A 13,982-nucleotide genomic window follows, 5' to 3' on the forward strand; every position below is an offset into this window, starting at 1 on the left:
TTGACGAGCGCGATCTCCGCGAGGCCGCCGAAGTTGGTCTCGAAGCCCCAGATCCGCTGCTCGGGGTCGAGCATCGTGTCGTTGTGGCCGTCACTCGACTCCAGCTCGACCGACAGACAGTGCGCGACGACCTCATCCCCGGGCCTCCACGCGTTGACACCCGGGCCGGTGCACAGCACCACGCCCGCCAGGTCCGAGCCGAGGACGTGGTACGGCAGGTCGTGGCGCTTGGTCAGCTCGGACAGCCTGCCGTACCGCTCCAGGAAACCGAACGTCGGCAGCGGTTCGAAGATGGAACTCCACACGGTGTTGTAGTTCACCGAGCTGGCCATGACGGCGACGAGGGCCTCACCCGGACCCGGTTCCGGTGTCGGTACGTCCTGGACGTGAAGGGACTTGCGGGGGTCCTTGTCCGCCGAGGCCATGCCCTCGAACATGCCCACGTCGCCTTTGCGGACGACGACTCCGCGGTAGCTCTCCGGGAGCGGGAGGGCCGCGAAGTCCTCGGCCCCCGCGGTACCGGAGACAATGGCGCTGGTGATCTCTTTCACGGTGGGTCCCTCGCGGAGCAAGACGGAAGTCGGCGGAATCGCCCGGATCTTCGGGCAGGCTAGGCACACCCCGTCCGCCGGGAGAACCCCAGTCATGGCTCCCCCCTCATCTCCCGGCACCCCCTAACGACCTCGCTGACCTGCGGTTAGGGGTTGTGGTGACGCTTCCCGCGCTGCCATCGTCACTGCCCGACGTTTCTCCCCACAGATCCCACGAGGTGGCGATGTCCGAGAGTCATGCCGACGGCGGTGCCTGGATACGGCGCTTCCACCCGTCACCCGACGCGGACGTACGCCTCGTCTGCTTCCCCCACGCCGGGGGGTCGGCCAGCTTCTTCCACGCCCTGTCCCGCGATTTGGCGCCCGGCGTCGAAGTGCTCTCGGTGCAGTACCCGGGACGCCAGGACCGGCGCGGCGAGCCGAACATCACGGACATGGCCGAGCTGGCGGACCGCGCCGCCGAGGCCCTGCTCCCGGTCCTGACCGCCCCCGCGGCACCGGACAGCGGCACGCCGTTCGCGCTCTTCGGTCACAGCATGGGCTCCACGCTCGCGTACGAGGTCGCCCGCCGCCTCCAGGCATCCGGGCACCGCGCGGCCGCGCTCTTCGCCTCCGGGCGCAGGGCGCCGCAGCGGGTTGTGGACGACGGGCTGCACCAACTGTCCGACGAGGACATCGTCGCCGACATCATGGCGCTCGACGGTACGGACACCCCGGTGTTCGGGGACCCCGAGGTGCTCAGCCTGGTCCTGCCCTCGATCCGCGCCGACTACCGGGCGGCCGAGACGTACCGGTACACCCCCGGCCCCCTGCTGGATTGCCCCATCCATGCCATGACCGGCTTCTCCGATCCCCGCGTCCCGGTGGGGGAACTCCACCACTGGGCCGCGTGCACGGAGGGCCCGTTCACCCTGGACGTCTTCTCGGGCGGCCACTTCTACCTGACCGCCCACCACGCCGAAGTCACCCGCACCCTGACTGACCGGCTGCTCCCCGCTCCGGTCGCCGGGTGACAGACCCCAGGGGCACCGGTCAGGGCGACCTGGACGCACCCGCTGTGCGCCGGACCGGCCGGTCGGCCGGTGCGCGTGGGGGCGGCGTTGCCAACGGCCGTCGCTCCCCACTCACTGGACCGGCTCAATCCCCTGCTATGCCGATGGGGTGAAGCCTCAATCCAGGCCACCGGCCCCGCCGCCGGCGCATCCGCCGGTTCGGGAGGAGGGGCGGGAGTGTGCCGGACGCGCGGCAGGTGATCCCGGGCGCGCCAATGATGGCGCTGCGCATTCCGTTCGATACGGTGCGTAACGATCACGCTCGTGCCCTACGTCGCCTGCGGGTCCCGCGACCCGCCGGGAGGTGCCGACATGCCCTCATCGTTCTCCGCTCCCGGATTCGCCGACGAACTGACTCCCGGTGTCCTCGACCGCTGGAACCAGGTGGTCGAGGATGAGTTCAAACGCCTCGAACCTCTCCACGGAAGCCCGTACTTCACGCTCGAACCCGGTGATCCGGACGCCCAGCGGGTGGCCGTCACCTGGTTCGGGAACCCGGCGGAGCCGGAGTTCTGCTTCGACGAGACGACCGCCCGCAAGCTGTCCGACTGGGGCGTCCGTGGACGGCGCGCGCTCCACAACGAGTACTGCGAGTACGCGGTGGTCACCGCCCCCGACCGGCAGGGCAACCTGCGCCCCAAGCGGGTCCAGGTCACCACCGAGCTGCCCGAGTACTACCAGGTGCTCGCCGAGGACGCCCCGGACCTGCTGCGGGACATCCTCACCGACACGCTCGGCGGCGAACCACCCCGTTGGGAGGAGCTCTACGGTCCTGCGGTCGCCAATCCGAAGCCGCTCAGCCCCGCACAGCGCCGGGTGGCGTTCGCCCGGCAGATGACCGGTCACGGAGGACACCCCGACCTCCGGAATGCCGGTGTCCCGGCCGATCCCCTGGGCTCCCTCAACGCCGTCAACGCCCTTTTCATGGCGCACCCCATCAACGGGCTCGACGACCTCCTCTACATCGTGATGTTCGGCGCCAAGCCCTACGCGCGCCGCACCGCCACCGGTGCGCTGGAAGCGGCCGGACGCGACCAGATTTTCCGCCAGGACCCTCCTCTCGCCGCACTGGCCTGCCGCAACGCCGACCCGGCGGCCGCGATGGCCGCGGCGGGCGCCGCCTTCGAGGGGCGGACCGTGTCCTTCGCCGACCCCATCGGCATGTACATCCACGCGTTCACCACCGAGGTGTTCCAGTTCGAGGGCGGGCCGGTCCCCGATCCGTGGATCCGGTTCAGCCGCGGCCGCCAAGGGCTCCACCAGCGGCTGGAGTTCGGCCCCGGGGACGCGGACCCGCACTTCCTCGACGACATCACCGTGGTCGAGGGCGAGTCGGAAGACCCGCTCACCGGTGGCTACCAGGTCGTACGCCACGTCCAGGTGGGTCCTTTCGCCGCGCTCGGCGCCACCTCGGAGGTCCCGCCGGAGGACTTCGTGGTCCTGCCGGATCCGCCCGGCCCGATCCGGTGCCGCGACGCGGACGTGTGCAGTGACGTCGTACGTCCGCTGAAGGAGGCGTTCGAGGCCGCCGGACAGCCCGCCCCGCCCGCCGGCCCGCGTGGACGCCGATGAGCACCCTCCAGGACGGGATCTACCACGCCCCCGGCCGCCGCCCGCCCGGGCATCTCGCGCTGGTGTTCCTGCGCGCCGACCCCGCGGCGGACTCCGCCGCGGTGGACGGCGCGCTGCGCGAGGTGGCCGGGATGCTGGGCGACCTCGCCGAAGGGCGCGTCGGTGAGCTGCCCGGTCACCCGGTGCCGACGGGGGACCTTGAGTTCCTCCTCGGCTTCGGGCCCAAGGCCTTCGACATTCCCGGTGCCCGCGTCGCCTGTCCCGCCGCGCTCGGCCGACGCTTTCGCTTCCGCTCCCCGCTGCCCACCGGGGGCGGCCCTGTGCTGGTCGGCGCGGGCCTTCCGTACGCCTCGGACATCGTCCGCAACGACGCCACCGAGGAGTTCTGCCTCCAGTTCACCGCCGCGACGCAGCTCGCGGTGTCCCGCGCGGTCTTGGAGGTGTGGAAGCTGCTCGGCGGCAGACGGGACAGCCGCACCGGGATGGCGCCGCTGGAGATCGCGGGGATCCATACCGGCTTCCAGCGCGACGATCTGCGTAGCTGGATCGGCTTCCACGACGGCGTGTCCAACCTGGAGAGCAGTGAGCGGGAAGGGGTCATCTCCATCGGGGATGCCGAGGCCGGCTCCGACACCTGGACCATCGGCGGCACCTACCTCGTCTTCCTCAGGCTCGCCGTCGATCTGGACCAGTGGCACCATCTGCCGCGTACTCAGCAGGAGTTGCTGGTCGGCCGGGACAAGCTCACCGGTGCCCCGCTCACCGGAACGGACCCCGAGGGGCTGCCCGTACCGGCCGCCGGCTGCCCGGTGGCCGGTACCACCGAAGTCACCCAGCCCGGCAACGAGGATTTCATCGAGCCGGGCCCCACCGACGACCCCGTGCTGCTCGCCGCCCACGTTCGCCGGGCCAACCTGAGCGGCGGCGACGCCCCCGATCTCGCCGGCTCGCTGCGGATGTTCCGCCAGGGCTATGAGTTCTTCGAACCCGTCGCGGCCACGCCCGGCTTCCGCGTCGGCCTGAACTTCATCAGTTTCCAGGACAGCCCCGACCGGGTGCTGCGCGTTCTCACCCAGCGCGGCTGGCTGGGCGGTGTCAACTTCGGTGGACAGCCCGGCGCGGCCGGTCCGGCAGGCCGGCTGCTGACCGTACGGGCCGGCGGCACCTACCTCGTCCCGCCGGTGCGGGACGCCGCTCCCTATGCGGGGGCCGAGGTCTTCGGGTGAACACATCCCCTCTCCTCGATGGAAACGGAGACACACAGTGATCGACAAGATGTGGCTCTACCCGCCGCTGGCCTTCGCCCGGCTGGGTCCGTCCCCCGAGCCCTGCGAGAACTACCGCTACGGGCCCAACGACCTGACCCCCCGGGGCACCGGCAAGACCGTGGTCCTGCCCGCGCCCTCGCTCGTCGTCGCCGACGACGGCACCGTGACGGAACGCGCACCCCAGGGCAACCGGGTCCGATTCAAGGACGAGCGCGGATGGCGGCCCATCTGCCCGTTCTTCGAAGTGCACGGCTCGTGGGTCATCGACGGGGTGCGCGACGACGGCCGGATCACCACCGAGGTGCTGGACGCCTTCGGCCTCACCCTCGCCGACGTGCGGTGGAAGGTGGAGGTCGCCAATCTCAAGGCGCACCAGTGCACCCGGGCCGAGGACGACCGGATCGACGCGACCGTGGAGGTCGCCGGGAACCAGCACGAGAGGAGGCCCTTGGAAGGACGCTCCCCGCAGACGGCGGCCCGGCCCCTGGTACCCCCTGGACGGCACGTCCCGCTCGGCTCGGTTCAGATCCCGCGGCCGAGCGCCGCCTTTCCCGAACTGCGGCTGCGCTTCACCCCCGCCGCCGGACTGGTCTACGGCCCCACGAACCTGCTCGAGCGCACCGACCGGTATCCGCTCCCCGCCGAGCAGTTGTTCCTCTCCCCGAACTCCCGCTGGTGCGAGTTCAGAGCGGCCGGCAACCCTGACCCGCGGACCGCGCCGAGCGGCCTCTTCGCGGGCGCGTCCGCCCAGGACGGCGGAGTCAGCTTCGGGCTCGTGGACGATGTGTGCGACGGCCTGGTCACCGTCACCGTCGGCGAGCTCACCGCCCGGGCCCGCATCGTCGTCACCCCGCCCGACTTCGCCCCCGACCGCAGGCCCTTCACCTCCCTGGCCGACGGCCTGACCGACCGGGTCAAGCGCGCCGAGGTCCGCGAGCCCACGTACATTTCCGAAAACCAGCAGCTCACCGCACTGGAGGTGCGCGACCTGTTCGAACGGGCCCTGGAGGCCATGGACTCCGTCAACGTGGACGCCCAGAACCAGCGCGCCACCGGCGAAAACATCGACAACGCTCAGGACGAGGGAAGTCCGATCGCCGAGGCGCGCGCCCGTACCTTCCCCACACCGGTGCCCCTGGCCGGGATCACCCTCGCGCTCACGGAACGCGGCCGGCGCAAGCACCGCCGCTTCCCCGCCCTGGAGGTCCTGGAGGACCTCATCCGCGAACAGCCCAACTTCATCCAGCAGTTCGTCAGACCGCCCGCCACCGAGGACCGCTGGTACGACCGCCGCATGCCCGTGGCCGTCCGCGGATCCGACGCCTTCCCCATGCACCTGACGCGCCGCCAGTACGACCTCCTGGTGGCCTGGGCCCGCTCCGTGCGCGCCAACGTGCAGGAGGGATCGTGAGCGTCCTGCTCCAGATCGGCCGCCGCCCCCCGGAACCGCAGCGGGAGCCGGGCCCGGAGAGTACCCGCCCCGGACTCCCCGCCGAGACCAGGGTCTTCCGCAGCGCCCATGGAGCCCACCTGTTCGTGGCCGACGGAAGCCGTATCTACGACGTGCCCGAGGCCACCGCCGCCCGGCTGGAGGCCTGGACGGCAGCCGCGGGCGCGGCGGCTCACGATCCGGCGGCGGACGCCGCCCTTGCCGCCGAACTGGGACTGCCCCTGTGGGGCGCGGCGGGAATCCCCACACCCCGCATCGACGGCAGCCCCGCCGCAGTGCCCCCGCTCGCCTCCCTCTCCCTCAACGTGATGCAGGCCTGCAACCTCAGCTGCGGCCACTGCTACGCGGACGAGGGCCGGTTCGGCGGCAACGCCCGCGCCATGCCCCGCGAGACCGCCTTCGCCGCCGTCGACCGGCTCCTCGCCGAAGCCGCACCCGGAGCCGGAGTGGTCGTCGGTTTCATGGGGGGCGAACCGCTCCTGGCCCGCGCACTGGTCCACGACGTGGTCGACTACGCGACCCGGGCCGGCGCCGACACCGGGCACGCGGTCCGCTTCGCCCTCACCACCAACCTCACCACCGTCCGGCCCGAGGACGCCGAACTGTTCGCCGCGCACCCGTTCACCGTGGCCGTCAGCCTCGACGGCGACCGCGCCGGCCACGACGCGCTGCGCACGGCGCCCGGCGGGGGCAGCGCGTACGACCGGCTGCGCGCCGGGCTGGAGGTGCTGAACGGGCACGGGCGGCCGCGCCACCTGTCGGCCCGGGTCAGCGTGACCCCGTACACCGGGCGGCTCAAGGACGTCCTGGAGCACGGGATCGGTCTCGGCTTCGACGAGGTCGGCTTCGCCGCGGTGGTCAGTGCTCCCGACCCGGCCTACGAGATCGGCGCGAGCGCCTTCGCCGGGTTCCTGGAGCAGATGACCGAATGCGGCGAGGCGGCGCTGGCCGCGCTGGCCGCGGGCCGGCCGTACCCCTTCGGCAACTTCCAGACCGCGATGTACGAACTCCACACCGGTGGTCACCGCCCCTACCCATGTGGCGCCGGCGCCGGCTATCTCAGCGCCTCCGCGGAGGGCGGCTTGTACGCCTGCCACCGGCTCGTGGACGATCCGGCATTCCGGATGGGCTCCGTCGTCGGCGGACCCGACCGGGCCGCGCGGGCCGAGCACCTCGCGGCCCGCCACGTGGACCGGGCGGAACCCTGCCGGTCCTGCTGGGCGCGCTACCTGTGCGGCGGCGGCTGCTACCACGAGGTCGCCCGGCGAGGCCGCCCCGGCTGCGACTACATCCGCGGCTGGCTGGCCTTCTGCCTGCGCGCGTACGTCGAACTCGCTGAAAGCGCACCGGAGTTCTTCCGCCGGACGACTCCGTCCGACCTGCCCGGCGACCCTGCCGGACTGGCCCGCTGACCGTGCCTGTGACCCCATCCGGACGAAGGAGCCGACCGTGAACAACCCCATCCCCGGCAGCGTGGACCTCCCCGTACCCGAAGGGAAGATCTTTGCCCGCAACCTCACCGCACGAGCCGACTACGCGGTCCCGGGAAACCCTTCCGGCTCCCGCCCGGAAAGCGGCGTGGACAACTGTTTCCCCGGTCTCGAATTCGACCAGCGCAACTTGGACAAGGCCTTTTTCCCGGGCCTGCTGTTCGACTTCCACCACGGCCTGGGCTCGCGGCTGATCGGCGTCACCGAGGGGGCCCCGTCCGTACTGGACCTGACCACCGCCGACCTGGGCTCGGGCGTCGCGGGCGACCCGTGGCGGCTCCACCTGTGGGCGGTGTGCGGGCGGACTGCCGTGGACCAGCCGGAGTCCCAGGCTCCCGTGTTCCACGCCTCCTCCCGCAGCGGTCTCGCGCTCTGGCGCCGCGTCCACGACCTGCTGCCGGGCCGGATCGCCATCCTGCTCGGACCCACCCCGGGCAGCCAGTCCCCGGGTGCGAACATCGTGCCCGGCGGCCTCAACGCCTGGCGCATGAACAACGACACCACGGTGCAGCGCGACGACGACGGGAGGGTGGAGGCGGCCGTCCTGATCGCCGACCGGGCCGCCTACCTGGACCCCGACGGAGTCATCGACCCCGACGTCTACCTGCCCGGAGACCTCACCCGGAGCCTGTGCGCTCCCTGGCAGTACGACTTCCGCGAATGCGGCTGCTACTACTGGGCCGCTTCCAAACCCGACATCTCCGCCAGCCCCGACGGCCGCTTCCACCCCCTCAACTTCCAGCGCTCGGACCGCACCCTGCCCCCGCCCACGCTGGACACGCCGAACATCGCCGATCGGGAGGACGACGAACTCGACCACCCTGCCCTGATCACCAACTGGAACGTGCTGCCCGTCGTCCTCAACGGCCGCGAGGACGACTCCCTGGGCCCAGGCACCCCGTTCGACGTCGACGAGATGACCCGCGAGAAGGTGATCGACGAACTGGAGCGGCTCGCCGACGTCGAGCACGCCCTGTGCCTGGAATACCTGTACGCGCACTACTCGCTCGATGCCCCCACCACACTCGCGCCCGGCACGAACCCCCAGTCGCCCATCGCGCAGTTCCACGCAGCCGCGACTGAGGTGTTCTCCATCGCGCTGGACGAGATGCGCCACCTGAGATGGGTCAACGAGGTGCTCGGCGTGCTCGGCAGGCCACACAAGCTCGACCCGCCACCCCCGGGCATGGTCATCCAGCGCCAGACCGGGCAGGTATTCGAGCTGAAGCCGCTCACGGCCGCCCAACTGGACTGGTTCATCCAGGTGGAGAAAGCCAGCGACGAGCTCAACCCGGACGGCATCGACGGCATGTACATCCGCCTCCACCACACCATCGTCAAGCGCCCCGACCTGTTCCCGCAGTCCGACCGGCTCTCCCACCTGATCAAACTCATCATCGACGAGGGCGTGAACCACTTCGAGCGGTTCCAAGCGGTCAAGGGACACCTCGCGGAGTTCGCCGAGGAAGAATACCTGCGCAGGCTCGACAAAACCCCGGATCCGGTGGACCAGCAGCTCCTGCAACTCGCGGAGCTCAACTACGCCGTGCTGCTCGGCACGATGAAGGAGACCCTGGCCCTGGGCGACCGCGCCGGCGGCGTACTGATCGAACACGCCCGGCGGGCCATGACCAACCTCCACGAGGTCAACCACCTCCTCGCCTCCCGCGAGGTCGCCCCCCGCTTCCAGATCCCACCACCTGGCGTCGTCACGCCGCTCGCCGACGGTCAGGTCACCCTCGCCGCCGCACGGGCCGCCCGGCAACTGCAGGAGACCATCGGCTCGCTCGACGGCGCCGACCTGCGCGGCATGATGGCCCGCCACCGGGCCACCACCGAGGCCCTGATCGCCGACCTCATCCTGTGAGGATGCCGTGAGGCCGACCACCGTCGCGATCGCCGGATCCGGACTCGCCGAACTGACCTGCGCCTGGCTGCTCGCGGCGCGGGGCCACCGGGTCCGGCTCCGGCCCCGCCCGCCCGGCGGACCCCGCCCACTGCTCCTGGGCGACGACACTCTCGCCCTCCTCCACGCCCTGTGGGGCACCAAGACGGCGGACGGACCGACCGCCGACTGCCACCGCCTCACCCACCGGCACGCTCGCTGGACCCCCGACCGCTACGCCGACCCGCCCCTGCCGCAGCCGGCGGCGGTTGTGGACGGCGCGCGGCTCGCCCGGCGGCTGCTGGGGCGCCTCGCGGACCTCTACCCGGACGCCGTGTCGGAGGAGCCGGACCCGGCGGGACCGCCCGACCGCCCGGTACGGCGCGACGCGCCGGTCCCGCCCGTTCCGCCTGACGCGACCGTCCCGCAGTGGACCGTCACCGCCACCCCGCCCGACCGGGACGGCGCGTACTGGACGGCCGGGCGACGGCACCTGCTGGCCGGGGAGGCGCCCTGCGCGGCCGGGCAGGACGACACCACGGCCCGCCTGGAGCGCACCGACGACGCCTGGCTCCACCTCACTCCGCTCGGCGACGGCAACGCCCTGCTCCAGGCGATGGTCCCCGGCCCGGTCGAGCACCCGGCGCGACACCTCGGCCGCCTCCTCGCGCGCAGCCCCCTGGCGACGCGACTTGCGCAGCCGCCCCGCACCGCCGTCGCCCTGCCCGCCGCGCCCCGCCTCCACCACGCCCCGGCGGCCCCGCCGGCCGGCCGGACCCCCGGCCTGCTCCTCGTCGGCGCGGGCGCCATCCGCTACGACCCCCTCAGCGGCACCGGTACGGCCCAGGCCCTGCGTACGGCCGTCCTGGCCGCCGCCGTGATCGACTCCGCTGCCGCGGGCACCCCGGCGGACCGTCTGTGCGCCCACTACACGGCCCGCCTGCGCACCGCGTTCCGCGACCACCTCACCACCTGCGCCCGGCTCTACCCCCAGGCGTTCCCCGCCCCCGCGTGGCAGCACGAGCTCGACGCCTGCCGGTCGGGGTGATGCCGAGGGCCGCTTCATGCTGCTGGGGGCCAGTCGCAGCCGGAACGGCAGTCATATCCGTCTCAGCCACGGAGGGGCGCGGCGCAGACGATCCGGCCGGTCCGGTGCCGCGCAGAATAAGCCCTATGGACCGCCTGCTACATCTCGACCGCAGCCTCGACGAACTGGACCGGCCCCGCTGGAGCGCTCCAGCCGCTGACGCGACTCCCCTGGTCCGCAAGGTGCACACGCTGAGGGCGAAGCCGTTGGGCGAACTCCGTCCCGCCGACCTGCACACCCTCATCTCACAGCGGGTGGGCCTGCCTTACGTCCTGCCACTCGCAGTGCACCTGCTACTCGAGGAGCCACTGCTGGACGCCTACTTCTACGCAGGCGACCTGCTCCTCGCCACGGTCGACGCCCCAGCCACCGCCTGGACCATGCTGCCGGACCTCGCCGACCTGCTCCGCACACTCATCACCACCCTTCCGCAGGCAGCACTCACGGAGATGCCCCACGGCAGCACAGAAAAAAACTCGCCCGCTTCACAGCACATCTCCAAACGCCCCACTGACAGACCGACACCCGGCCCCCGCCCCGCGCCGTGCCCGTACACCGCGTGCCCCCGCCCGTCCGTCGCCGCTCCGTCACCGGGGGGGGCGCACCCTGCCTGGATCCAAGATCGATTGTCAGTGGTGGGTGCGAGGATCGGAGCATCGAGTCGGAAGAGGGGGAGCAGTCTTGTCCGGAAACCAGAACTACATCAATCACGTTGCCCTTGTGTTGGACGCCAGTTCGTCCATGTCGCATCTGAGCCGCAAGGTCGTCGAAGTCGCCGACCAGCAGATCGCCTATCTGGCCCGCCGGTCGGAGGAACTGGACCAGGAAACCCGCGTCACCGTCTACGTCTTCGCGGAGAAGGTGGAGTGCGTCATTTACGACAAGGACGTGCTTCGGATGCCGTCCCTGAAGCATCTGTACCAGGTCGGTGGAATGACGGCGCTGCTGGCGGCCACGCTCAAGTCGCAGCGGGAGCTGGCACAGACGGCTCAACTGTACGGAGACCACAGCTTCCTGACGTTCGTACTGACCGATGGCCAGGAGAACGCGAGTCATCGCTGCCCGGATGCCCCTTCCAGGAATCAGCGTGAACTGGTACAGGCCGTGGCCAGGATGATCGAGACGCAGGAGGACAACTGGACGCTGGCCGTGCTTGTGCCGGACCAGATGGGCAAGCGCGAGGCCATGCAGTGCGGGTTCCCGAAGGACAACATCGCCATCTGGGACGCCACGAGCACCCAGGGTCTGGAGGAGGCCGGGCAGGTCATCCAGCAGGCGACCGAGAAGTTCATGGTGGGCCGCACCCAGGGCATCCGGGGCTCGCGGGCGGTGTTCTCCACGGGTGCGGAGACGGTCAACAAGGACACCATCAAGGCAGCCGGCCTCACACCGGTGGATCCGTCGGAGTACCAACTGCTTCCGGTGGAGCGCGCGGCGGGAATCCGGGACTGGGTCGTCGAATCCGGGCACACCTTCCGTACCGGTTGTGCGTTCTATCAGTTGAGTAAGTCGGAGAAGATACAGGCGCGGAAGCAGATCGCGGTGCTGGAGAAGAAGACGGACCGGGTGTACTCGGGGCCGGAGGCCCGAGCCCTGCTCGGCCTGCCGGACAGCGAAGTTCGCGTCAAGCCGGACCACAACGACGACTTCACGATCTTCGTGCAGAGCACCAGCGTGAACCGGAAGCTGGTACCGCACACCCGGCTCCTGCTGATGCGCTGACGCCTCGGAACGCCCGCCGGTCCGACCGGCGGGGGTTCCCTGACTCGGGGCCACGGGGGCCACGGTGGCCTCCGGCGCACACCGACCAGAGCCTCGACAGCCCGCCGTTCGCGATCGACCGGCCGCGGGTTTGGATGTCGATTGGCTCGCCGACGAAGTGGAGGCGCTCGTAGGGCTCGGTGAGCAGGTCACGCCCACCGGCCTACCGCCGCGTACACACACGCCCGCGAGTGCAGGGGATCAGCACACAGGCTTCCGTCTCCGCAACAAAATCCCTCTATTCAAGTTTGACTAGCTGGGCCGGCGGGACTATCGTAAACGTCAGCTAGTCAAACTTGACGAGGAGCTCGCTTGACCATCCTGCCCGACACCGGTTTCACCCCTTCCGCCGAGGACCGCTCGAGCCTGGAAGCCTGGTTCGCCGAGTACGACGCCGCCAGCGCGCGCCGCGACATCGAACGCATGGCCGACATGGCGGTCTTCCCGCTGAACCTGGTCAGCGACGACTTGGCGGGCGACGGGCGCACCGCCCAGTGGGACCGCGCCCGGTTCGTCGAGACCATGAGCCAGCTCATGGGCGACGGAGGAGACGGTGAGATGTCCTTCGAGTCCACCCGGGCCCCGGTCTTCCTCAGCCCGTCGATGGCGGTGGTATTCACCGATTCGACCATGACCACCGGCGGGGAGAAGCATCAACTGCGGTACGCGGACATCCTCGTACGGCGCAAGGGGACCTGGGCGTTCCAAACAATGATCCAGAGCGGCTGGGGCGACGGACTGGCCTGATACCCCCACCACACACCAAGGACCGCGTCACCCCCTGCGGGTGGCGCGGTCCTCCGGCGTAAACGGCACCCTCCGCTCCATCGTCGGCGCGTGCTCTCGGTGGCCTGCACGCGCATGGCGAAGCACCGCCGGGACCAAGGCGCCAACGCGACGCCGGCCTCCCCCGGGGCCTGCCGTGTGGGGGTGCCACGGTCGAGCCGCGAGTCGGCTGTGACGCACCGACAGGCGTCCATCCGTTCGACGTGGATGACGCCGCACGGCATGCTGCTTCGATGCTGACCGAACGTGCTGCCGCTGACCTGCAGGACCGTGCTGCTCTCTGGAGCATTGGGGAGGCGTGCGCCCATGATGTCGTCATGGCTGCATGTGATGCGCTCGTCGCGGGACTCGACACTCCTGCCTTGCGCGTCTTGGCAGCCTGTACGCGTGGAGAGGCCGACTATGACGTCCCCGATCTCCTCCCGGCAGCGCTTGAGGAACTTGGGCTCGGGTTCTGTCCGCCGGGGAGCCTTGCAGGCCAGGAAGCCGCTGTGCGAGCGCTGGCACGTCGGCTTCTCGGCGGTGAGCTGACACCGCGCGAGCTGGCGTTTCAGGTTCACCAACACTTCGGTCACGAACTTCCGCCGGCGGAGACTCTCGCCGAACTCGACGACGAGTACGACACCTTGGAGTACGGCGAGAGGACGCGCGCGCAGATCGACGCCGACGTTGTCGCTGAGGCCGGCAGGCTCGCGGCGCGGGCGGGTAGCGCCATGGCTGCAATGTGAGGGGCCCTGTCGATGGGCGGCGGCAGATGTCTTCGCCTGGGCGGAGCTCTCGTGGCCCCGACTGACGTGCGGCGTCCTAGTGAGGGACGCGTTTTGTATCCGGTGCGTATCAGGTGGCGCTTGGTTGGCCATCGAATCGTCGCGTCGGCCACAGCGAGGCGAGGCTGACAGGTGTTGGAGCGCCCGGGGCCCGGAAGGTGGCCGTACCGGTGCCACCCGGCCTGACCTGGGGGTTCGCAGAGGGATGAGGCCGCGGCGAGTGTGGTGCGTGTCCGCTGGGTGACGCGATCGATGCGCCCGGTGTCTGCCGTATCGTTCCTTTCGGGTCGCCGGCCGTGCGTGAGTCGTGGGT

11 protein-coding genes and 1 pseudogene are annotated in these 13,982 nt (G+C 70.8%); 11 read left to right on the top strand and 1 reads right to left on the bottom strand.

What is annotated here, in order from left to right; translation table 11 throughout:
* On the bottom strand, positions 1–551 hold a 551-nt coding region (locus AB0J57_RS00005), incomplete at its 3' end, for an alcohol dehydrogenase catalytic domain-containing protein (RefSeq protein ID WP_366125593.1).
* Between the two features lie 224 nt (positions 552–775).
* Here AB0J57_RS00005 and AB0J57_RS00010 point away from each other — a divergent pair.
* From AB0J57_RS00010 to AB0J57_RS00060, 11 genes and pseudogenes are all read left to right on the top strand, one after another.
* Positions 776–1,564, top strand: a complete 789-nt coding sequence (locus AB0J57_RS00010) for an alpha/beta fold hydrolase (protein WP_366125594.1) — start codon at positions 776–778, stop codon at positions 1,562–1,564.
* Positions 1,565–1,915: 351 nt separating this feature from the next.
* Positions 1,916–3,175 (top strand): hypothetical protein, encoded by a 1,260-nt coding sequence (locus AB0J57_RS00015; RefSeq protein ID WP_366125595.1) that lies wholly within the window; start codon positions 1,916–1,918, stop codon positions 3,173–3,175.
* A complete protein-coding gene (locus AB0J57_RS00020) occupies positions 3,172–4,401 on the top strand; it encodes a hypothetical protein (RefSeq protein ID WP_366125596.1) in 1,230 nt (409 codons plus the stop codon). Before AB0J57_RS00015 ends, AB0J57_RS00020 begins: the two co-directional genes overlap by 4 nt.
* A 37-nt stretch (positions 4,402–4,438) precedes the next feature.
* Positions 4,439–5,854, top strand: a complete 1,416-nt coding sequence (locus tag AB0J57_RS00025) for a hypothetical protein (protein WP_366125597.1) — start codon at positions 4,439–4,441, stop codon at positions 5,852–5,854.
* A complete protein-coding gene (locus AB0J57_RS00030) occupies positions 5,851–7,305 on the top strand; it encodes a radical SAM protein (protein ID WP_366125598.1) in 1,455 nt (484 codons plus the stop codon). Before AB0J57_RS00025 ends, AB0J57_RS00030 begins: the two co-directional genes overlap by 4 nt.
* 37 nt (positions 7,306–7,342) lie before the next feature.
* Positions 7,343–9,250: a ferritin-like domain-containing protein gene (locus AB0J57_RS00035; RefSeq protein ID WP_366125599.1), complete on the top strand. Its 1,908-nt coding sequence runs from the start codon at positions 7,343–7,345 to the stop codon at positions 9,248–9,250.
* 7 nt (positions 9,251–9,257) lie between these two features.
* A complete protein-coding gene (locus AB0J57_RS00040) occupies positions 9,258–10,316 on the top strand; it encodes a hypothetical protein (RefSeq protein WP_366125600.1) in 1,059 nt (352 codons plus the stop codon).
* Between the two features lie 125 nt (positions 10,317–10,441).
* A pseudogene (locus tag AB0J57_RS00045) lies at positions 10,442–10,738 on the top strand (contact-dependent growth inhibition system immunity protein); the annotation flags it as partial.
* A gap of 298 nt (positions 10,739–11,036) precedes the next feature.
* Positions 11,037–12,077 (top strand): vWA domain-containing protein, encoded by a 1,041-nt coding sequence (locus tag AB0J57_RS00050; protein ID WP_366125601.1) that lies wholly within the window; start codon positions 11,037–11,039, stop codon positions 12,075–12,077.
* Positions 12,078–12,428: 351 nt separating this feature from the next.
* Positions 12,429–12,863: a nuclear transport factor 2 family protein gene (locus tag AB0J57_RS00055; RefSeq protein WP_366125602.1), complete on the top strand. Its 435-nt coding sequence runs from the start codon at positions 12,429–12,431 to the stop codon at positions 12,861–12,863.
* Positions 12,864–13,135: 272 nt separating this feature from the next.
* On the top strand, positions 13,136–13,630 hold the full coding sequence (locus AB0J57_RS00060) for a hypothetical protein (RefSeq protein ID WP_366125603.1): 495 nt from the start codon (positions 13,136–13,138) through the stop codon (positions 13,628–13,630).
* The last annotated feature ends 352 nt before the right edge of the window (positions 13,631–13,982 follow it).

Origin of the sequence: Streptomyces sp. NPDC049837 (assembly GCF_040674455.1) — a bacterium.
GTDB lineage: Bacteria > Actinomycetota > Actinomycetes > Streptomycetales > Streptomycetaceae > Streptomyces.